The following is a 19,819-nucleotide window of genomic DNA, read 5'->3' on the forward strand; positions in this document are numbered from 1 at the left end:
CCGGCGGCCGGCTCGGCGCCGGCCAGGGGGTGCGCGCCGCCCGGGCGAGCGGTGCGGCCTGGACCGAGGAGCCGCTCGGCGCCCTGTGGGACGTCCCGCCGGCCACCCAGGTCGACCGCGTCGTCGGCCACCGCGACCTGCCCGCGGACGACCGCCCCGCGGGCGCCGACCTGCTCTTCCTCGACGTCACCGTGCTCGGCCCGACCCCCGGCGCCCGGGACCGGGTCCGCGCCGTCTGCGCGGAACTGGACGTGCACCTGCTCGTCGCGCACGCCGATCCCGCCTTCGCCTACCGCGACAACCTGCGTCTGCTCGCGACCTGCCCGGGACTGCGGTTGCGGTTGATCGGCCGACTCGAACCCGGCACGGATCGTGCGGTCCGGGTGCTTGCGGTCGGCATTCCGCCGGGCGAGGGCCCCACCCTGCGGCTGGCCGAGGACCGACTGGGCCGCGTCGACCTGGGCCTGGACCGACTGCACCGTGCCGACCTCCCGGCAGCGGCCTCGATTTCCACCGCGACCGTGGCGACCGAGGAACTCCCGGCCGGCCCGTTGTACCTGATGCACCGTCACGTAGAGCGAGCGATCAGCGGCGGTCGGCCGGTGCTTGCCCTGGCCGGTTCCACCGCCGCCGATACCGCCCGCCTGCGCCGGGTCGGCCTGGCCACGGGAGCGAGCCTGGTCGAGCGCCTCACGCACGTCGCGGCGGGCCGCGAACGGGATGTTTTCGGGCGTCTTCGCGCGGGCGACAACGACCTTTTGTCCGCTGCATGGCTGGCCGCCGCCGTGTACGCGCAAACCGTCGAAGGCGCTCTGACCAGGGCTGTTTGGTCCGCCGAGTAGTGGAACCGTGGGCGTTGCGCCAATCGATTTCCGATCGGCGACAGGCAACGTGTATGGTTTTCCTGCTCGCCCCAATAGCTCAGTCGGTAGAGCGTCTCCATGGTAAGGAGAAGGTCTACGGTTCGATTCCGTATTGGGGCTCAGACGATGGGATCCCCGCCTGGGAACAGGCGGGGGCCTCGTTGAGGCGGCGTAGCTCAGACGGTAGAGCAAGCGGCTCATAATCGCTGTGTCACCGGTTCAAGTCCGGTCGCCGCTACCAAGCGAGCCGATTCGGGGGAGACTCCGCATCGGCTGCTTTTGCTGTATTCACCCCTGACCGCAAGGAAGGCACTCCAGTGGCTGCCACCGACGTCCGCCCGAAGATCACGCTGGCCTGCGTGGAGTGCAAGGAGCGGAACTACATCACCAAGAAGAACCGGCGCAACGACCCGGACCGTCTTGAGATGAAGAAGCACTGCCCCCGCTGCAACGCGCACACCGCGCACCGCGAAACCCGCTAGGCGGTTCGCACCACGACATCGACGAGGCCACTCCCCGCCAAGGGGGGTGGCCTCGTTGTCGTATTCTCCGCAGCGTTGCCCGCACCGGCCCGTCACCCACCAGGGAGAACCGCTTCATGCCGCTGGACGCGAAGTTCATCGGGCGGACGTATCCGCCCACCGAGCCGTACGAGGTGGGTCGGGAGAAGATCCGCGAGTTCGCCGCCGCGATCGGCGACCCCGATCCCGCGTACAACGACCCAGAGGCGGCCAAGGCGCTGGGGCACCCGGACGTGATCGCACCGCCGACGTTCGCGATCGTGGTCACCATGCGTGCCGCAGACCAGGTCGTCTACGACCCCGAGCTCGGTCTCGACTACTCGCGCGTCGTGCACGGCGACCAGAAGTTCACCTACACGCGCCCGGTCCGCGCGGGCGACCGGCTGACCGTGGTGACCACCGTGGACAACATCAAGTCCCTCGCGGGCAACGACATCCTCACCACGCGCGCCGAGGTGACCACCGTGGAGGGGGAGCACATCGTCACCGCGCTCTCGACCCTGGTGGCCCGTGCCGCGGCCGACGACTCGGAGGCATGATCATGACCGCCAAGATCTCCTTCGACGACGTCGCGGTCGGCACCGAACTGCCCGCCCGCAGCTTCCCGGTCACCCGGGAGACGCTGGTCCGCTACGCGGGCGCCTCGGGCGACTTCAACCCGATCCACTGGAACGGTCGGTTCGCCGCCGAGGTCGGCCTGCCGGACGTGATCGCGCACGGCATGTTCACCATGGCCGAGGCCGCGCGGGTGGTCACCGACTGGCTCGGGGACCCGGGAGCCCTGATCGAGTTCGGCGTGCGCTTCACCAAGCCGGTCGTGGTTCCGGACACCGTCGAGGGCGCGACCATCGAGGTCACCGGCAAGGTCGCGGTGCTTTTGGACGACCGCCGGGCCCGGGTGGACCTGCTGGTCACCGCCGGCGGCGCCAAGGTCCTGGGCGTGCCCAGGGCCGTGGTCCAGTTGGCCTGAGTCCGGTACACATCGGGTAATGCGAGAATCCAACGGTGCAGCCTGAAACCGACGCGCCTCTCGCCTCCCTGACCACCCTCCGCCTCGGCGGCCCGGCTCGTCGGCTCCACACGGCCACGACCACCGACGCGGTGCTGGCGACCGTACGCGCCGCCGACGAGCAGGGCACCCCGTTGCTCGTGCTCGGCGGCGGCAGCAACCTGGTCGTCGGCGACGACGGCTTCCCGGGCGACGTGCTGCGGATCGCCACCACCGGGCTGCGCGTGGACGGCACCCGGGTGAGCGTCGAGGCCGGCGTGCCGTGGGACGACGTGGTCACCGCCGCCGTCGCCGCGGGCCTGTCCGGCATCGAATGCCTCGCCGGCATCCCGGGCAGCGCCGGCGCGACCCCGGTGCAGAACGTCGGGGCCTACGGCCAGGAGGTCGCCGAGACGATCACCTCGGTCGCGGTCTACGACCGGACCGAGCACGGCCTGCGCACGCTGACCGCCGCCGAGTGCCGCTTCACCTACCGGCACAGCGTCTTCAAGGGCGACGACCGCTTCGTGGTGCTGCGCGTGTGCTTCGGCCTGCGCGACGACGCGGGCCGCTCGGCACCGATCCGATACGCCGAACTGGCCCGTACGCTCGGCGTCGAGCCGGGCGAGCGGGTCCCGGTCGCGGCGGCCCGCGCGGCGGTGCTGGACCTGCGGCGCGGCAAGGGCATGGTGCTCGACCCGGCCGACCACGACACGTGGAGCGCGGGTTCCTTCTTCACCAACCCGATCCTCACCCACGACGCCTTCGCCGAGCTGACCGCGCGGACCGCGCGGCATCTGGGCCCCGAGGTCACCCCGCCGTGCTACCCGTCCGGCGCCGACCACGTGAAGACCTCCGCGGCGTGGCTGATCGAACGGTCCGGCTTCGCCAAGGGCTACGGGCAGGGCCGGGCGCGTATCTCCACCAAGCACACGCTGGCCCTGACCAACCGCGGCGAGGCCAGCACCGAGGACCTGCTCACCCTGGCCCGTGAGGTCCGCGACGGCGTCCACGAAGCCTTCGGCGTGACCCTGGTCAACGAACCGGTCCTGATCAACGCCAAACTCTGACCCGCAAGCAGCCCGACCCCGGCCGCTGGGCCCGATCCGCCCACCACCTGCCCGAATCCCACGGCTTCCCCCTCACGCAACGGGCGGGCGGGCGGGAACCAAACCCACCTCGACCGAAGCGCCAGGTGACGTCAACCACCCGTCCACCCCGTCCAGCAGCGCCCGCTGCACGTGCGCCGGCGCCACCGAGCCCAGGATCGACTGCCGGGCAAGCTCGGCCAATTCCGCATCGTCGAACCCGTGCTCGTCCCTGGCCAGCTCGTACTGCGCGGCCAACCGGGAGCCGAACAACAACGGATCGTCGGCGCCCAGCGCGATCGGCACCCCCGCCTCGAACAACCTCCGCAGCGGCACGTCCGAGGCCTTGTCGTAGACGCCGAGCGCGACGTTGGAGGCCGGGCACACCTCGCACACGATCCGGCGCCGCGCGAGCAGCGCCATCAACTCGGGATCCTCCACCACCCGGATCCCGTGCCCGAGCCGGCGCGCGCCCAACACGTCCACGCATTCACGGATACTGCGCGGCCCGTCCAACTCGCCGCCGTGCGGGTTCGCGAACAGCCCGGCATGCCGGGCGATCTCGAAGGCCCGCTCGAACGCGGGCGCCCGACCCCGCCGCTCGTCGTTGGACAGCCCGAAGCCGACCACACCGCGATCGGTGTACTGCGCGGCGAGCCGGGCCAGCGTGCGCGCCTCCAACTGATGCTTGGTGCGATTCGCCGCGATCACCACCGCGATCCCGATTCCGGTCGCCTCCCGGGCTGCCTCCACCGCGTCCAGCACGATCTCGACCGCCGGCGTCAACCCGCCCAGGCGGGGTGCGTACGAGGTCGGATCCACCTGGATCTCCAGCCAGCCCGAGCCTTCGGCCCGGTCGTCCTCCGCCGCCTCGCGGACCAGCCGATGCATGTCGTCCGGGGTGCGCACACACGAGCGGGCGATGTCGTACAAGCGCTGGAATCGGAACCAGCCCCGCTCGTCGGTGGCCCGCAATCGTGGTGGTCGACCCGAGGTCAGCGAGTCGGGCAGCCGCACTCCGTGCAGATCCGCCAGTTCCAACAGGGTTTCCGACCGCATGGATCCCGTGAAGTGCAGGTGGAGATGAGCCTTCGGGAGGGTGCGGACATCGCGTGCGGGACGATCCATCCACAGATCATGGACCACCGGCCCCACGTACGTGAGGGGTACCGCGGATGATCCCCCTGAAGGAGAGCCGAAACTTCGGGGGCCGGTACGTGAACGACCCCGCCGGCGCCCACACCGAGGGCCGAACGCGCCGGGGCCGCCGCGCGCTCACCCGTACGACGGCCCCGGATCCGTCTCGACTACTTCGCCTCGCCCAACAGCCGGGCGATCCGGCCGACCCCCTCGACCAGGTCCTCGTCGCCGAGCGCGTAGGACAACCGCAGGTAGCCCTGGGTGCCGAAGGCCTCACCCGGCACCACGGCCACCTCGACCTCGTCCAGGATCAGGTTCGCCAACTCGGCCGAGGTCGCGGGACGCACGCCCCGGATCTCCTTGCCGAGCACTCCCTTGACCGACGGGTATACGTAGAACGCGCCCTTGGGCTCGGGGCACCGCACCCCCGGGATCTCGTTCAGCATCCGCACGATCGTGCGCCGGCGACGGTCGAAGGCCACCTTCATCGTGTCCACCGCGGCCAGATCGCCGGTCAGCGCGGTGAGCGCGGCGGCCTGGGCGACGTTGCACACGTTCGAGGTGGCGTGCGACTGGAGGTTCGCGGCAGCCTTGATCACGTCCTTGGGGCCGATGATCCAGCCGACCCGCCAGCCGGTCATCGCGTACGTCTTGGCCACCCCGTTGACGATCAGGCAGCGGTCCGCCAGCTCCGGCACCACCACCGGCATCGACACGAATTCGGTGTCGTCGTAGACCAGGTGCTCGTAGATCTCGTCGGTCAGCACCCACAGCCCGTGCTCGACCGCCCAGCGCCCGATCGCCTCGGTCTGTTCCCGCGAGTACACCGCGCCGGTCGGGTTCGACGGCGAGACGAACACCAGCACCTTGGTGCGCTCGGTGCGCGCCGCCTCCAACTGCTCGACGGACACCAGGTAGTCGGTGCTCTCGTCGGCGACCACGTCCACCGAGACGCCACCCGCGAGCTTGATCGACTCCGGGTAGGTGGTCCAGTACGGCGCGGGCACGAGCACCTCGTCGCCCGGGTCCAGGATGGCCGCGAACGCCTCGTAGATCGCCTGCTTGCCACCGTTGGTGACGAGCACCTGGGCCGGGTCCACCGCCAGGCCCGAGTCGCGCAGCGTCTTGGCGACGATCGCGGCCTTGAGCTCGGGCAGCCCACCGGCCGGCGTGTAGCGGTGGAACCTCGGCTCGCGACAGGCCGCGGCCGCCGCGTCCACGATGTAGTCGGGCGTCGGGAAGTCCGGCTCACCGGCGCCGAAGCCGACCACGGGGCGACCGGCGGCCTTGAGCGCCTTGGCCTTGGCGTCGACCGCGAGTGTCGCGGACTCGGCGATGGCACCGACGCGGGCCGAGATCCGGCGCTTCGACGCGGGCACGGACGGGGAGCTGGAGGTGGGAGCCGTCATGCCGGCCATGGTCGCATTCCACCTCGGCGCGGGCATGTCGAAATTCCGCGCCGAACCGCCGACCCGCGCGGCATGGGTTCGACCTGACGCACTCGACCCCGTACACTCGACGCTTGGCGGTCCCAACATGCATGCTGCCGCGCCCGAAAATGTTGTGTTCTCGGGTCGGCGACTCCGCTAGGTTGATGACCGCGTGAAGGGCACTAGCTCAATTGGCAGAGCACCGGTCTCCAAAACCGGGGGTTGGGGGTTCAAGTCCCTCGTGCCCTGCGATGTGCGACTGCGGTCGATCCTCGGGTCGATCGTGACTCGTACGCAGTCAGCGCAAACTGTCGGCGCCGACAACCCCGTCGGTGATCCACGGTCGGACCGGATCAGGTGAGGACGAGTTGACGGAGGCCCACGGCTCCACGGCTACGCCTGAGCACAGCAGCTCTGATGGCCGCGGCTCCGACGACGAGCCCCCCGGCGGTCGCCGGGCGAATCGCCCGAAGGGTTCTTCGGGCAAGCCGGAGCAGAAAAAGAAGAACCTGTTCGCGCGGGCGGCTCTTTTCTACCGGCAAATCATCGCCGAGCTGCGCAAGGTCGTTTGGCCGACCCGCAACGAGCTGAGCACGTACACCACGGTGGTCATCGTGTTCTGTCTGATGATCATCGGAATCGTCTACGGACTCGACCTCGGCTTCGCGAAGGCCGCGCTCGCCATCTTCGGCTGAGCCCCATCCTTTCGTAGCGCGCCTGCAACGACCGTTCGACCCCCAGCCAGGAAGAAGCACCCAACGTGTCTGACCCGAACCTGTCCGCCGACAACTCCGCCGACGAGACGGTGGCCCTGTCGGAGCAGGCGGAGGCCGCAGCTCTCGAGGACAAAGCCCTCGAGGACGCGGCCGAGGCCCCGGCCGTCTCCACCGATGACGAAGTGGAAGACACCGAGGCCACCGAGGACGACGCCGAGGACGCGGACGCCGCCGAGGACGACGACGCCGAGGCCGGCGACGACGCCGAGCTTGGGGACGCCCCCGAGAGCGACCCGGCCGAGGACTTCAAGGACGCGCTCCGTCGCGCCCCGGGCGAGTGGTACGTCATCCACTCGTACGCGGGCTACGAGAACCGCGTGAAGGCCAACCTCGAGTCCCGCACCACCTCGCTCAACATGGAGGACTACATCTTCCAGGTCGAGGTGCCGCAGGAAGAGGTCGTCGAGATCAAGAACGGCCAGCGCAAGACCGTCAAGCGCAACAAGTTCCCCGGCTACGTGCTGGTCCGGATGGACCTGACGAACGAGTCGTGGGGCGCCGTCCGGAACACCCCCGGGGTCACCGGCTTCGTCGGCAACGCGCACGAGCCCTTCCCGCTCACCCTCGACGAGGTCGTCAAGATCCTCGCCCCCGAGGAGGAGAAGGCGACCGGCGGCAGCGGCGCCAAGAGCACGACCGAGGTCAAGGTGCTCGACTTCGAGGTCGGCGACTCGGTCACCGTCATCGACGGCCCCTTCGCGACGCTGCAGGCGACGATCAACGAGATCAACGCCGACTCGCAGAAGGTCAAGGGCCTGGTGGAGATCTTCGGGCGCGAGACGCCGGTCGAGCTCTCGTTCAACCAGATCCAGAAGAACTGATACTTCCCCCAGGTGGGACCCCGTTTCGTCGGGGTCGCATCCGGGTGGTGGACAAGGCGCCCTCGCAACGGTGGTTATCGTTGAGTGGGCGCCGCACCGCGTGGCGGGCCCGAACACGTCCGCGCTCCGCGTGGTGATCGGGACGTACATCTCGTCGAAGGACCCGGAAAAAATGCCTCCCAAGAAGAAGAAGCTGTCAGCGATCATCAAGCTGCAGATCAAGGCCGGCGCAGCCACGCCGGCCCCGCCGGTCGGTCCCGCTCTGGGCCAGCACGGCGTCAACATCATGGAGTTCTGCAAGGCGTACAACGCGGCGACCGAGTCGCAGCGTGGCGACATCGTTCCGGTGGAGATCTCGGTCTACGAAGACCGTTCCTTCACCTTCGTGACGAAGACGCCGCCGGCCGCGCGACTGATCCTCAAGGCCGCCGGTGTCGAGAAGGGCTCGGGCGAGCCCCACAAGACCAAGGTCGCCAAGGTCACCCGCGAGCAGATCCGCGGCATCGCGCAGACCAAGATGGCCGACCTGAACGCCAACGACATCGACGCCGCGGAGAAGATCATCTCCGGCACCGCGCGTTCGATGGGCATCACGGTCGAGGGCTGATCGAGCCCCGCAGTCCGGCAGTACCAGAACCGACGCGAGGACGTGCGCGTAAGCACACGACCTCGCGGAGTGGAAGGGTCCGCGCGACCCGCTCCCACCACAACTCCTTTCGGAATTCCAGGAGCTTTCAGTGAAGCGCAGCAAGTCCTACCGCGAGGCCGACACCAAGATCGACCACGAGCGGCTCTACTCGCCGCTCGAGGCCGTTCGACTGGCCAAGGAGACCTCGCCCACCAAGTTCGCCGGCACCGTCGAGGTGGCCATGCGCCTGGGTGTCGACCCGCGCAAGGCCGACCAGATGGTCCGCAGCACCGTCATCCTCCCGCACGGCACCGGCAAGACCGCCCGGGTCCTGGTCTTCGCGACCGGTGACCGTGCCGAGGCTGCCAAGGCTGCCGGCGCCGACATCGTCGGTTCCGACGAGCTCATCGACGAGGTCGCCAAGGGTCGGCTCGACTTCGACGCCGTCGTCGCCACCCCGGACCTGATGGGCAAGGTCGGCCGACTGGGCCGCGTGCTCGGCCCGCGTGGCCTCATGCCCAACCCGAAGACCGGCACGGTCACGCCCGACGTGGCGAAGGCCGTGAACGAGATCAAGGGCGGCAAGATCGAGTTCCGCGTCGACAAGCACTCGAACCTGCACTTCATCATCGGCAAGACGACGTTCGACGACACCCAGCTCGTCGAGAACTACGCCGCCGCCCTCGAAGAGGTGCTCCGCGCGAAGCCGTCGGCCGCCAAGGGTCGCTACATCAGGAAGGTCGGCGTTTCGACCACGATGGGCCCCGGCATCCAGGTCGACCCGAACCGCACCCGCAACCTCCTGACGGAGGAAGAGGCGGTCTGATCCGCCCCGCACGCGAACGAGGCCCGGCACTCCACACGGTGTGCCGGGCCTCGGCACGTCCGGACGCCCGCCACGTCAGGGCGAAGGGGAGGGAGAAACCTCCTGACGTCCGGTACCGCCGTCGGTAGGGTCGCCACGATCGCCGATCGACGCCATGCCACGGGGAGAGCGCCATGCGTACGCGACCACACCGGATCCACCTCACCGCCGCCATGACCGCGGCCCTGCTCGCACTCGGCGGACTGACCGCGTGCGGCGGGGACGGCAAAAGCACGCCGAAGAAGGGCGGAGGAGGGGCCAAGAGTGCCGCGGGCGCCTTCCTGGACGACGTGGAAAAGGCCACCGCCGAGAAGCAGTCGGTGCAGTTCTCCGGCACCACCTCGATCCCCGGCGCCTCGGGCGGGCAGTCCCCGAACCCGCAGCCTCCCGGAAGCGCGGGGATGCCCGGCGGCGGAAAATTCGAGGGCCGGATGTCGTGGGCGGGCGGCACCAACCTCAGCGAGATCACCATGGGCGAGTTGAAGAGCGTCATGACCAAGGACGCCGCCTACATCAACATGAAGACGCCCATGATGGCCGGCAAGACCTGGATGAAGACGAGCACCGCGGGGATGGCCGGCCGCGACGCCATGGGCAAGCTCCTCGCCGACGTGGTCGCGAGCGGCAACCCGGCCAAGAGCCTGGCGCTGCTGCTCCAGGCGGGCGACCTCAAGGAGATCGGCACCGAGGACCGCGCGGGCGTGCGCACCCGACACTTCGCCGGCACCGTCGAATTCGGCAAGCTGATCGCGGACATCGACGCCAACCTCACCGAGGCGGACATCGAGACCCTGCGGCAGCAGCAGGCGGCGCTGGGCGTGACGACCGAGAAGATCGACGTGTGGATCGGCCCGGACAAGCTGATCACCCACGTGGAGAACCACACCCAGAGCGACCAGGGGCCGATGGTCTTCGCGGGCGACTACACGAACTGGGGCGCGAAGTTCGACATCGCGCCGCCGCCCGCCGACCAGGTCTTCGACATGGGCGACCTCACCAAGGGCCTGCCGAACCTGCCGGGCATGCCGTCGATGCCCGGAATGCCGTCGCTGCCCGCCCGTCGATAACCGATTTGCTCCGAACGAGTGCCGTCGCGTACCTTGGCACCAAGCCAAAGACCGTCGGTCGTTGTCGTCGTGCCGCAAGGCAGGGTCGGCAAACGAAGGTTCCGCATCGCGGACGACCTGCGCAGGTGTGAACGTGAGTCGTTGCCCCGAAGCACACGGATTCCGTGTGATTCGAGGATGTACGCCCCGTGCGCCTGCGCCGGGGCGTTTTTCGTGTGTGGACCCCTTCCGCCCTGCGGACCGGCGTATTCATCCGGCACACGGTCGACCGCCACGGTCGATCGGCAATCGCATCGCGGAAGGAGGCCAGCCCTATGGCGAGGCCCGACAAGGCGGCCGCGGTCGCCGAGCTCACGGAGCAGTTCCGTGACTCGAACGCCGCAGTGCTGACCGAGTACCGCGGGCTCACCGTCGCGCAGCTCAAGGAGCTGCGTCGTTCGCTCGGTGAGAACGCGCAGTACGCCGTGGTGAAGAACACGCTGACCAAGATCGCCGCCAACGAGGCGGGCATCGATCAGCTGGACGACCTCCTCGAGGGCCCGTCCGCGATCGCGTTCGTCACGGGTGACCCCGTGGAGGCCGCGAAGAGCCTGCGTGACTTCGCCAAGGCGAACCCCCTTCTCGTCATCAAGGGCGGCGTCCTTGAGGGCAAGGCGCTCAGCGCCGACGAGATCAAGAAGCTCGCGGACCTCGAGTCCCGCGAGGTGCTGCTCTCCAAGCTGGCGGGCGCCATGAAGGGAACCATGGCCAAGGCCGCGGCGACCTTCCAGGCTCCGCTCACGGAGTTCGTCCGCACTGCGGACGCGCTTCGCGCGAAGGTCGAGCAGGGCGGTGCCGGCGAGCCGGCTCCCGCCGCCGAGGCCGAGACCGCCGAGTAGTTCCGGCAGTCGCGACCTTGGTCGCCGGGGGCAGCGCCCCCGCCATCCCACACCACCCGGCACCAGCCGAATTGATCAGGAAGGACCGCCGATCATGGCGAAGCTCAGCAACGACGAGCTGCTTGCGTCGTTCAAGGAAATGACCCTCATCGAGCTCTCGGACTTCGTGAAGCTCTTCGAGGAGACCTTCGACGTCAAGGCTGCCGCCCCGGCCGCCGTCGCCGTCCCCGGTGGCCCCGTCGCCGTTGAGGCCGAGGCCGAGCAGGACGAGTTCGACGTCATCCTCACGGGTGCCGGCGACAAGAAGATCCAGGTCATCAAGGAGGTGCGCGCGCTCACGAGCCTCGGTCTGAAGGAGGCCAAGGACCTCGTGGACTCCGCCCCCAAGGCGCTCCTGGAGAAGGTCTCGAAGGAGGCCGCCGAGAAGGCGAAGGCTGCCCTCGAAGGCGCCGGCGCCTCGGTCGAGGTCAAGTAATTCGACGCCGCCCACCGGGTGGCATCACCGAAGGCGATCGTCCGCCAGGGCGGTCGCCTTCGGGCTTTTCCGGAGCGGATCCCGGACCGTCCGACGGTGCCGGGCGACCCTCGCGACGAGCCGTACAGAGCCGGACATAGCTCTCTCGGCCTCGCTCGAAAGGGTGATACTCCCAACACTCTCAGCGCCCGCCGGACCCGCTCGCACCAGGCCGGTCGCACCTCGTCGAGGGCGCGCGCGAGGGCGCGCGGGTCGCCCTTCGAGCGCCGGATCCGGTCAGTGTCGGACCGGCGGTCTACCGTGTTTTGCAGGCTTCCCGAGGTTCCTTGCGAACCCGGTCGGCCGATGTGACGCGAGTCTCGTCGCAGGCCGCGGGATCGGGACCTCCGTCCGGTTTTCTCGGGGCGCGGAAGGGTTCCGTCGGCTCTGAGGGGGAAAGCAACCCCTTGACGAACGGATCGGGGCGCGCAATTCTTCGGACGCACCCCTGAAGCACGGTTGCCGGATGGTTTCTGAATCCGGGTGGTGGACCGGCCCTTCATAGGGGCTGGACAGCGGTGTGCCTTGTGGCTACACTGACCCTTTGCGCTGCCTATTGACTTCTCCCGGTGTATGAACCCGGGCCGTCCAGTATGCGCATAGTGAGTCCGAGCCCTCGGAAGGACCCCTCTTGGCCGCCTCGCGCACCGCCTCCGCTACCAACCCCGGCGCCGCCACTGCCCCGCTCCGCATCTCCTTCGCCAAGATCAGGGAACCCCTGGAGGTTCCGAACCTTCTCGCGTTGCAGACCGAGAGCTTCGACTGGCTGCTCGGCAACAGTGCGTGGAAGGCACGGGTCGAGGCCGCCCTCGCGGGCGGACAGGATGTGCCCACCAAGTCCGGCCTCGAAGAGATCTTCGAAGAGATCTCTCCGATCGAGGACTTCTCCGGTTCGATGTCCCTGACGTTCCGGGACCACCGCTTCGAGCCTCCGAAGAACTCCATCGAGGAGTGCAAGGAGCGCGACTTCACGTACTCGGCGCCGCTGTTCGTCACGGCCGAGTTCACCAACAACGAGACCGGCGAGATCAAGAGCCAGACGGTCTTCATGGGCGACTTCCCGCTCATGACGAACAAGGGCACCTTCATCATCAACGGCACCGAGCGTGTCGTGGTGTCCCAGCTGGTTCGTTCCCCGGGTGTGTACTTCGACAGCCAGGTCGACAAGACGTCCGACAAGGACATCTTCAGCGCGAAGGTGATCCCCTCGCGTGGCGCCTGGCTGGAGCTGGAGATCGACAAGCGCGACACCGTCGGTGTCCGCATCGACCGCAAGCGCAAGCAGAGCGTCACCGTGCTGCTGAAGGCGCTCGGCTGGACCGACTCCCAGATCCTCGAGGAGTTCGGCCAGTACGAGTCGATGCGGCAGACCCTGGAGAAGGACCACACCCAGGGCCAGGACGACGCGCTGCTGGACATCTACCGCAAGCTGCGTCCGGGGGAGCCGCCGACCCGCGAGGCCGCGCAGACCCTGCTCGAGAACCTCTACTTCAACCCGAAGCGCTACGACCTCGCCAAGGTCGGCCGCTACAAGGTGAACAAGAAGCTCGGGGTCGAGCAGGCGCTGGACGCCGGCGTGATGACCGTCGAGGACGTCATCGCCACCATCAAGTACCTGGTCAAGCTGCACGCCGGCGAGACCGACATGGAAGGCGCCTCCGGCCAGGAGATCGTGGTCGAGGTCGACGACATCGACCACTTCGGCAACCGTCGTCTGCGCAACGTGGGCGAGCTCATCCAGAACCAGGTCCGCACCGGCCTGGCCCGGATGGAGCGCGTCGTCCGCGAGCGGATGACCACCCAGGACGTCGAGGCGATCACGCCGCAGACCCTGATCAACATCCGGCCGGTCGTCGCCTCCATCAAGGAGTTCTTCGGCACCAGCCAGCTGTCCCAGTTCATGGACCAGACGAACCCGCTGTCGGGCCTGACCCACAAGCGTCGTCTGTCCGCGCTGGGCCCCGGCGGTCTCTCCCGTGAGCGGGCCGGCTTCGAGGTCCGTGACGTGCACCCGTCGCACTACGGCCGGATGTGCCCGATCGAGACCCCCGAAGGCCCGAACATCGGTCTGATCGGCTCGCTCGCGTCCTACGGTCGGGTCAACGCGTTCGGTTTCGTGGAGACCCCGTACCGCAAGGTGATCGAAGGCCGGGTCACCGACGGCATCGACTACCTGACGGCCGACGAGGAAGACCGCTTCGTCATCGCCCAGGCGAACGCGCCGCTGAACGAGGACGACTCGTTTGCCGAGGCCCGTGTGCTCGTGCGTCGCCGCGGCGGCGAGATCGACTACATCCCCGGCGACGAAGTCGACTACATGGACGTCTCGCCGCGCCAGATGGTGTCGGTCGCGACTGCGATGATCCCGTTCCTCGAGCACGACGACGCGAACCGCGCGCTCATGGGCTCGAACATGATGCGCCAGGCCGTGCCGCTGCTGAAGGCGGAGTCCCCCCTGGTGGGCACCGGCATGGAGTACCGCGCCGCGGTCGACGCCGCCGACGTGATCACCGCCGAGAAGCCGGGCGTGGTCCAGGACGTCTCGGCCGACTACATCACCGTGATGAACGACGACGCGACGTACACCACGTACCGCGTGCAGAAGTTCATGCGCTCGAACCAGGGCACGTCCTTCAACCAGAAGGTCGTCGTCGACGAGGGCGCGCGGGTCGAGGCCGGCCAGGTGCTGGCCGACGGTCCGTGCACCGAAGAGGGCGAGATGGCCCTCGGCAAGAACCTCCTCGTGGCGTTCATGCCGTGGGAGGGTCACAACTACGAAGACGCGATCATCCTGTCGCAGCGTCTGGTGCAGGACGACGTCCTCTCCTCGATTCACATCGAGGAGCACGAGGTCGACGCCCGTGACACCAAGCTCGGCCCGGAGGAGATCACCCGGGACATCCCGAACGTCTCCGAAGAGGTCCTCGCGGACCTGGACGAGCGCGGCATCATCCGGATCGGCGCCGACGTCGTGCCCGGCGACATCCTGGTCGGCAAGGTCACGCCCAAGGGCGAGACCGAGCTGACTCCGGAGGAGCGCCTGCTCCGCGCGATCTTCGGCGAGAAGGCGCGCGAGGTGCGCGACACCTCGCTGAAGGTGCCGCACGGCGAGTCGGGCAAGGTCATCGGCGTCCGCGTCTTCGACCGCGAGGCCGGCGACGAGCTGCCGCCGGGCGTGAACCAGCTGGTCCGCGTCTACGTCGCGCAGAAGCGCAAGATCACCGACGGTGACAAGCTCGCCGGTCGCCACGGCAACAAGGGCGTCATCTCGAAGATCCTGCCGGTCGAGGACATGCCGTTCCTGGAGGACGGCACCCCGGTCGACATCATCCTCAACCCGCTCGGTGTCCCGTCCCGAATGAACCCGGGTCAGGTCCTGGAGACGCACCTCGGCTGGATCGCCAAGACCGGCTGGAGCGTCGAGGGCGACGACGAGGACTGGAAGGGTCGCCTCCGGGCGATCGCGGCCGACCAGGGTGCCCCCGGCACCAACGTCGCCACCCCGGTCTTCGACGGTGCGCGCGAGGAGGAGATCACCGGTCTCCTCGACTCGACCAACAAGACCCGTGACGGCGTCCGTCTGATCGACGGCACCGGCAAGGCGAAGATGTACGACGGCCGCTCCGGCGAGCCGTTCCCGCACCCGGTATCGGTCGGGTACATGTACATCCTCAAGCTGCACCACCTGGTCGACGACAAGCTGCACGCCCGGTCGACCGGTCCCTACTCGATGATCACCCAGCAGCCGCTGGGTGGTAAGGCCCAGTTCGGTGGCCAGCGATTCGGTGAGATGGAGGTGTGGGCACTCGAGGCATACGGTGCCGCCTACGCGCTCCAGGAACTGCTGACCATCAAGTCCGACGACGTCCTCGGCCGCGTGAAGGTGTACGAGGCGATCGTCAAGGGCGAGAACATCCCGGAGCCGGGCATCCCCGAGTCCTTCAAGGTGCTCATCAAGGAGATGCAGTCGCTCTGCCTCAACGTGGAGGTCCTCTCCAGCGACGGTATGTCGATCGAGATGCGCGACACCGACGAGGACGTCTTCCGCGCTGCGGAGGAGCTTGGTATCGACCTGTCGCGGCGTGAGCCGAGCAGCGTCGAAGAGGTCTGAGGCTCCCTCCCGGGTCCGGCCGTCAGGCCGGCCCCGGGATTTCGACCCCAGTCCTGATGAAGACACACACTGGTGAGCACGGCACAGCCCCCGCCGTGACCGCCGGGACCAAACCCCGAAAGAGGGATTGACGAAACAGTGCTCGACGTCAACTTCTTCGACGAGCTGCGTATCGGCCTCGCTACCGCAGACGACATCCGCCAGTGGTCGCACGGTGAAGTCAAGAAGCCCGAGACCATCAACTACCGCACCCTGAAGCCGGAAAAGGACGGGCTCTTCTGCGAGAAGATCTTCGGTCCGACCCGGGACTGGGAGTGCTACTGCGGCAAGTACAAGCGCGTCCGCTTCAAGGGCATCATTTGTGAGCGCTGCGGCGTCGAGGTCACTCGCGCCAAGGTGCGTCGTGAGCGCATGGGCCACATCGAGCTCGCCGCGCCGGTCACGCACATCTGGTACTTCAAGGGCGTGCCCAGCCGCCTCGGCTACCTGCTCGACCTCGCCCCGAAGGACCTCGAGAAGGTCATCTACTTCGCGGCGTACATGATCACGTACGTCGACGACGAGCGTCGCCAGCGCGACCTGCCGTCCCTCGACGCCAAGATCTCGGTCGAGCGTCAGCAGATCGAGCAGCGTCGTGACGCCAGCGTCGAAGAGCGCCAGAAGAAGCTCGAGACCGACCTCGCCGAGCTGGAGGCCGAGGGCGCCAAGTCCGACGTCCGCCGCAAGGTGCGCGAGGGTGCCGAGCGCGAGATGAAGCAGCTGCGCGACCGCAATCAGCGCGAGCTCGACCGTCTCGACGATGTCTGGACCCGGTTCAAGAACCTCAAGGTCCAGGACCTCGAAGGCGACGAGATCCTCTTCCGTGAGATGCGTGACCGCTTCGGCACGTACTTCATGGGCGGCATGGGCGCGCAGGCGCTCCAGCGTCGACTGGAGTCGTTCGACCTCGACGCCGAGGCCGAGAAGCTGCGCGAGATCATTCGCACCGGCAAGGGCCAGAAGAAGACCCGGGCGCTCAAGCGCCTCAAGGTCGTCTCCGCGTTCCAGCAGACCCGGAACAGCCCCAACGGCATGGTCCTGGACTGCGTCCCGGTGATCCCGCCGGACCTGCGTCCGATGGTGCAGCTGGACGGTGGCCGCTTCGCGACCTCCGACCTGAACGACCTGTACCGCCGCGTGATCAACCGCAACAACCGGTTGAAGCGTCTGCTCGACCTCGGTGCCCCCGAGATCATCGTGAACAACGAGAAGCGGATGCTCCAGGAGGCCGTCGACGCGCTGTTCGACAACGGCCGCCGCGGTCGTCCGGTGACCGGCCCGGGCAACCGGCCGCTCAAGTCGCTGTCCGACATGCTCAAGGGCAAGCAGGGTCGTTTCCGCCAGAACCTGCTCGGCAAGCGTGTGGACTACTCCGCGCGTTCGGTCATCGTCGTCGGCCCGCAGCTCAAGCTGCACCAGTGCGGTCTGCCGAAGGCCATGGCGCTCGAGCTGTTCAAGCCGTTCGTGATGAAGCGCCTGGTGGACCTCAACCACGCGCAGAACATCAAGTCGGCCAAGCGCATGGTCGAGCGCGCCCGCCCCGTGGTGTGGGACGTGCTCGAAGAGGTCATCGCCGAGCACCCGGTGCTGCTCAACCGCGCACCGACGCTGCACCGTCTGGGCATCCAGGCGTTCGAGCCGCAGCTCGTCGAGGGCAAGGCCATCCAGATTCACCCGCTCGTGTGCACCGCGTTCAACGCGGACTTCGACGGTGACCAGATGGCCGTTCACCTGCCGCTCTCCGCGGAGGCGCAGGCCGAGGCCCGCATCCTCATGCTGTCGAGCAACAACATCCTGAAGCCGGCCGACGGTCGTCCCGTCACCATGCCGACCCAGGACATGGTGCTCGGGTTGTTCTTCCTGACCTCCGAGCGGGAGAACACCAAGGGCGACGGGCGCGTCTTCGCGTCCACGGCCGAGGCGATCATGGCGTTCGACGCCCGTGAGCTCGACTTGCAGGCGAAGATCGAACTCCGGCTGCCGGCCGGCATGGTCCCCTCGCGCGGCTGGGTCGCGCCGGAGGGCTGGGAGCCCGGTTCGCCGCTGCGCGTGCGCACCTCGCTCGGTCGCGCGCTGTTCAACGAGCTCCTGCCGGCGGACTACCCGTTCGTCGACGAGGAGATCGGCAAGAAGACGCTGTCGATCATCGTGAACGACCTGGCGGAGCGGTACCCGAAGGTGGTCGTGGCGGCAACGCTGGACAACCTGAAGGAGGCCGGCTTCCACTGGGCCACCCGTTCCGGTGTCACCGTCTCGATCTCCGACGTCGTCGTACCGCCGGCGAAGAAGGAGATCCTGGAGCGCTTCGAGGCCCAGGCCGAGAAGGTCCAGAAGCAGTACGAGCGCGGCCTGATCACCAAGGACGAGCGTCAGCAGGAGCAGATTCAGATCTGGACCAAGGCGACCAACGAGGTTGCCGAGGCGATGAACCTGAACTTCCCCAAGACGAACCCCATCTTCATGATGGTCGACTCGGGTGCTCGCGGAAACATGATGCAGATGCGTCAGATCGCGGGTATGCGTGGTCTGGTGTCGAACGCCAAGAACGAGACGATTCCCCGTCCCATCAAGGCGTCCTTCCGTGAGGGTCTGTCCGTCCTCGAGTACTTCATCTCGACGCACGGTGCCCGTAAGGGTCTGGCCGACACCGCGTTGCGTACCGCCGACTCGGGTTACCTGACCCGTCGTCTGGTGGACGTCTCGCAGGACGTGATCGTGCGCGAGGAGGACTGCGGCACCGACCGCGGTCTGGTCCTGTCGATCGCCACCCGCGGCGCGGACGGCGTGCTCCGCAAGGACGACGACGTCGAGACCAGCGTGTACGCCCGCAACCTGGCCGAGGACGTCGTCGTCGACGGCAAGGTGCTGGCCCCGGCCAACGCCGACCTCGGCGACGTGATCATCAACCACCTCGTCGCCGAAGGCGTCGAGTCGGTGAAGACGCGTTCGGTGCTGACCTGCGAGTCCAAGGTCGGTACGTGCGCCATGTGCTACGGCCGCTCGTTGGCGACCGGCAAGCTCGTGGACATCGGCGAGGCGGTCGGCATCATCGCCGCCCAGTCGATCGGTGAGCCCGGTACCCAGCTGACGATGCGTACCTTCCACACCGGTGGTGTGGCGGGTGACGACATCACGCAGGGTCTGCCGCGTGTCGTCGAGCTCTTCGAGGCGCGCACCCCCAAGGGTGTCGCCCCGATCAGCGAGGCGGCCGGTCGGGTGCGCATCGAGGACACCGAGAAGACCCGCAAGGTCGTGGTGGTCCCGGACGACGGTTCCGAGGAACTGGCGTACGCGGTCAGCAAGCGCTCGCGCCTGCTGGTCGACGAGGGCGACCACGTCGACGTCGGTCAGAAGATGCTCGTCGGCGCGGTCAACCCGCACGACGTGCTGCGCATCCTCGGCCAGCGCGCGGTGCAGATCCACCTCGTGGCGGAGGTCCAGCAGGTCTACCGCTCGCAGGGTGTGTCGATCCACGACAAGCACATCGAGATCATCATTCGGCAGATGCTCCGCCGCGTGACGATCATCGAGTCGGGCGACGCCGAGCTGCTTCCGGGCGAGCTCGTCGAGCGCGGCCGGTTCGAGACCGAGAACCGTCGGGTGATGTCGGAGAGCGGGCACCCGGCCTCGGGTCGTCCGCAGCTCATGGGCATCACGAAGGCGTCGCTGGCCACCGAGTCGTGGCTGTCGGCGGCCTCCTTCCAGGAGACGACCCGAGTGCTGACCGACGCGGCGATCCACGCCAAGTCGGACCCGCTGCTGGGCCTGAAGGAGAACGTGATCCTCGGCAAGCTCATCCCGGCCGGTACGGGCATGCCCCGCTACCGCAACATCCGGGTCGAGCCCACCGAAGAGGCCAAGGCCGCGATGTACTCGATGTCCGGGTACGACGAGGCGGACTACTCCGCGTTCGGTTCGGGCTCCGGCCAGGCCGTCCCGCTGGAGGAGTACGACTTCGGCGGCTACCAGGGCTGATCAGCCCATCGCCGGGCCGATTCACCGGTAGCGGAGACAGGGCCGCCATCCTTCGGGGTGGCGGCCCTGTCACATGTCCGTATCTCTGTGTACGAAGACCTCTCCACCGCACCCC

At 68.1% G+C, this 19,819-nt stretch carries 15 protein-coding genes, 3 tRNA genes and 1 pseudogene; 17 read left to right on the forward strand and 2 right to left on the reverse strand.

Annotated features, from left to right (window positions below):
* The 7 genes and pseudogenes from ABZS54_RS09915 to ABZS54_RS09945 form a co-directional block, all read left to right on the forward strand.
* Positions 1-842 (forward strand): annotated as a pseudogene (locus tag ABZS54_RS09915) (hypothetical protein); the annotation flags it as partial.
* A gap of 68 nt (positions 843-910) precedes the next feature.
* Positions 911-983, forward strand: a tRNA-Thr gene (locus ABZS54_RS09920).
* A gap of 45 nt (positions 984-1,028) precedes the next feature.
* Positions 1,029-1,104: transfer RNA gene (locus tag ABZS54_RS09925), tRNA-Met, on the forward strand.
* A 76-nt stretch (positions 1,105-1,180) separates the two neighbouring features.
* Complete coding sequence (gene rpmG / locus ABZS54_RS09930) at positions 1,181-1,345, forward strand: 50S ribosomal protein L33 (RefSeq protein WP_004571794.1); 165 nt, start codon at positions 1,181-1,183, stop codon at positions 1,343-1,345.
* Positions 1,346-1,461: 116 nt separating this feature from the next.
* Positions 1,462-1,923 (forward strand): MaoC family dehydratase N-terminal domain-containing protein, encoded by a 462-nt coding sequence (locus ABZS54_RS09935; protein WP_355532958.1) that lies wholly within the window; start codon positions 1,462-1,464, stop codon positions 1,921-1,923.
* A gap of 2 nt (positions 1,924-1,925) precedes the next feature.
* Positions 1,926-2,354: a MaoC family dehydratase gene (locus ABZS54_RS09940; protein ID WP_355532960.1), complete on the forward strand. Its 429-nt coding sequence runs from the start codon at positions 1,926-1,928 to the stop codon at positions 2,352-2,354.
* Between the two features lie 35 nt (positions 2,355-2,389).
* Entirely contained in the window at positions 2,390-3,442 is a 1,053-nt protein-coding gene (locus ABZS54_RS09945; RefSeq protein ID WP_355532962.1) for a UDP-N-acetylmuramate dehydrogenase, read from the forward strand.
* Positions 3,443-3,514: 72 nt separating this feature from the next.
* Here the strand turns inward: ABZS54_RS09945 and ABZS54_RS09950 are convergent, their stop codons facing one another.
* Positions 3,515-4,588, reverse strand: coding sequence for an adenosine deaminase (locus ABZS54_RS09950; protein WP_355532964.1), 1,074 nt, complete (start codon positions 4,586-4,588; stop codon positions 3,515-3,517).
* Between the two features lie 179 nt (positions 4,589-4,767).
* Entirely contained in the window at positions 4,768-6,009 is a 1,242-nt protein-coding gene (locus ABZS54_RS09955) for a pyridoxal phosphate-dependent aminotransferase (protein WP_355532966.1), read from the reverse strand.
* A 197-nt stretch (positions 6,010-6,206) separates the two neighbouring features.
* Here ABZS54_RS09955 and ABZS54_RS09960 point away from each other — a divergent pair.
* The 10 genes from ABZS54_RS09960 to ABZS54_RS10005 all read left to right on the forward strand — a co-directional run bounded on the left by ABZS54_RS09960 (position 6,207) and on the right by ABZS54_RS10005 (position 19,704).
* Positions 6,207-6,279: transfer RNA gene (locus ABZS54_RS09960), tRNA-Trp, on the forward strand.
* Between the two features lie 119 nt (positions 6,280-6,398).
* Positions 6,399-6,725 (forward strand): preprotein translocase subunit SecE, encoded by a 327-nt coding sequence (secE, locus tag ABZS54_RS09965; RefSeq protein WP_079026295.1) that lies wholly within the window; start codon positions 6,399-6,401, stop codon positions 6,723-6,725.
* A gap of 110 nt (positions 6,726-6,835) precedes the next feature.
* Positions 6,836-7,627, forward strand: coding sequence for a transcription termination/antitermination protein NusG (gene nusG, locus ABZS54_RS09970; RefSeq protein WP_355533072.1), 792 nt, complete (start codon positions 6,836-6,838; stop codon positions 7,625-7,627).
* Between the two features lie 172 nt (positions 7,628-7,799).
* On the forward strand, positions 7,800-8,234 hold the full coding sequence (gene rplK, locus ABZS54_RS09975) for a 50S ribosomal protein L11 (protein ID WP_020549250.1): 435 nt from the start codon (positions 7,800-7,802) through the stop codon (positions 8,232-8,234).
* Positions 8,235-8,364: 130 nt separating this feature from the next.
* On the forward strand, positions 8,365-9,081 hold the full coding sequence (rplA, locus tag ABZS54_RS09980; RefSeq protein WP_355532969.1) for a 50S ribosomal protein L1: 717 nt from the start codon (positions 8,365-8,367) through the stop codon (positions 9,079-9,081).
* Positions 9,082-9,254: 173 nt separating this feature from the next.
* A complete protein-coding gene (locus ABZS54_RS09985; RefSeq protein WP_355532971.1) occupies positions 9,255-10,187 on the forward strand; it encodes a hypothetical protein in 933 nt (310 codons plus the stop codon).
* Positions 10,188-10,501: 314 nt separating this feature from the next.
* Positions 10,502-11,065 (forward strand): 50S ribosomal protein L10, encoded by a 564-nt coding sequence (gene rplJ / locus ABZS54_RS09990; protein ID WP_355532973.1) that lies wholly within the window; start codon positions 10,502-10,504, stop codon positions 11,063-11,065.
* Between the two features lie 94 nt (positions 11,066-11,159).
* Positions 11,160-11,540: a 50S ribosomal protein L7/L12 gene (gene rplL / locus ABZS54_RS09995; protein WP_355532975.1), complete on the forward strand. Its 381-nt coding sequence runs from the start codon at positions 11,160-11,162 to the stop codon at positions 11,538-11,540.
* A 670-nt stretch (positions 11,541-12,210) separates the two neighbouring features.
* Positions 12,211-15,690: a DNA-directed RNA polymerase subunit beta gene (gene rpoB, locus ABZS54_RS10000; protein ID WP_355532977.1), complete on the forward strand. Its 3,480-nt coding sequence runs from the start codon at positions 12,211-12,213 to the stop codon at positions 15,688-15,690.
* Between the two features lie 138 nt (positions 15,691-15,828).
* Positions 15,829-19,704 (forward strand): DNA-directed RNA polymerase subunit beta', encoded by a 3,876-nt coding sequence (locus tag ABZS54_RS10005; protein ID WP_355532979.1) that lies wholly within the window; start codon positions 15,829-15,831, stop codon positions 19,702-19,704.
* Positions 19,705-19,819 lie beyond the last annotated feature (115 nt).

Source organism: Embleya sp. NPDC005575, assembly GCF_040605455.1.
Taxonomy (GTDB): Bacteria; Actinomycetota; Actinomycetes; order Streptomycetales; family Streptomycetaceae; genus Embleya.

Coding starts and splice junctions, on each gene's coding strand:
- rplJ (WP_355532973.1), top strand. CDS start 10,502: ATGGCGAGGCCCGACAAGGCGGCCGCGGTCGCCGAGCTCACGGAGCAG.
- ABZS54_RS09985 (WP_355532971.1), top strand. CDS start 9,255: ATGCGTACGCGACCACACCGGATCCACCTCACCGCCGCCATGACCGCG.
- rplK (WP_020549250.1), top strand. CDS start 7,800: ATGCCTCCCAAGAAGAAGAAGCTGTCAGCGATCATCAAGCTGCAGATC.
- rplL (WP_355532975.1), top strand. CDS start 11,160: ATGGCGAAGCTCAGCAACGACGAGCTGCTTGCGTCGTTCAAGGAAATG.
- ABZS54_RS09935 (WP_355532958.1), top strand. CDS start 1,462: ATGCCGCTGGACGCGAAGTTCATCGGGCGGACGTATCCGCCCACCGAG.
- ABZS54_RS09950 (WP_355532964.1), bottom strand. CDS start 4,588: ATGGATCGTCCCGCACGCGATGTCCGCACCCTCCCGAAGGCTCATCTC.
- ABZS54_RS09955 (WP_355532966.1), bottom strand. CDS start 6,009: ATGACGGCTCCCACCTCCAGCTCCCCGTCCGTGCCCGCGTCGAAGCGC.
- ABZS54_RS09940 (WP_355532960.1), top strand. CDS start 1,926: ATGACCGCCAAGATCTCCTTCGACGACGTCGCGGTCGGCACCGAACTG.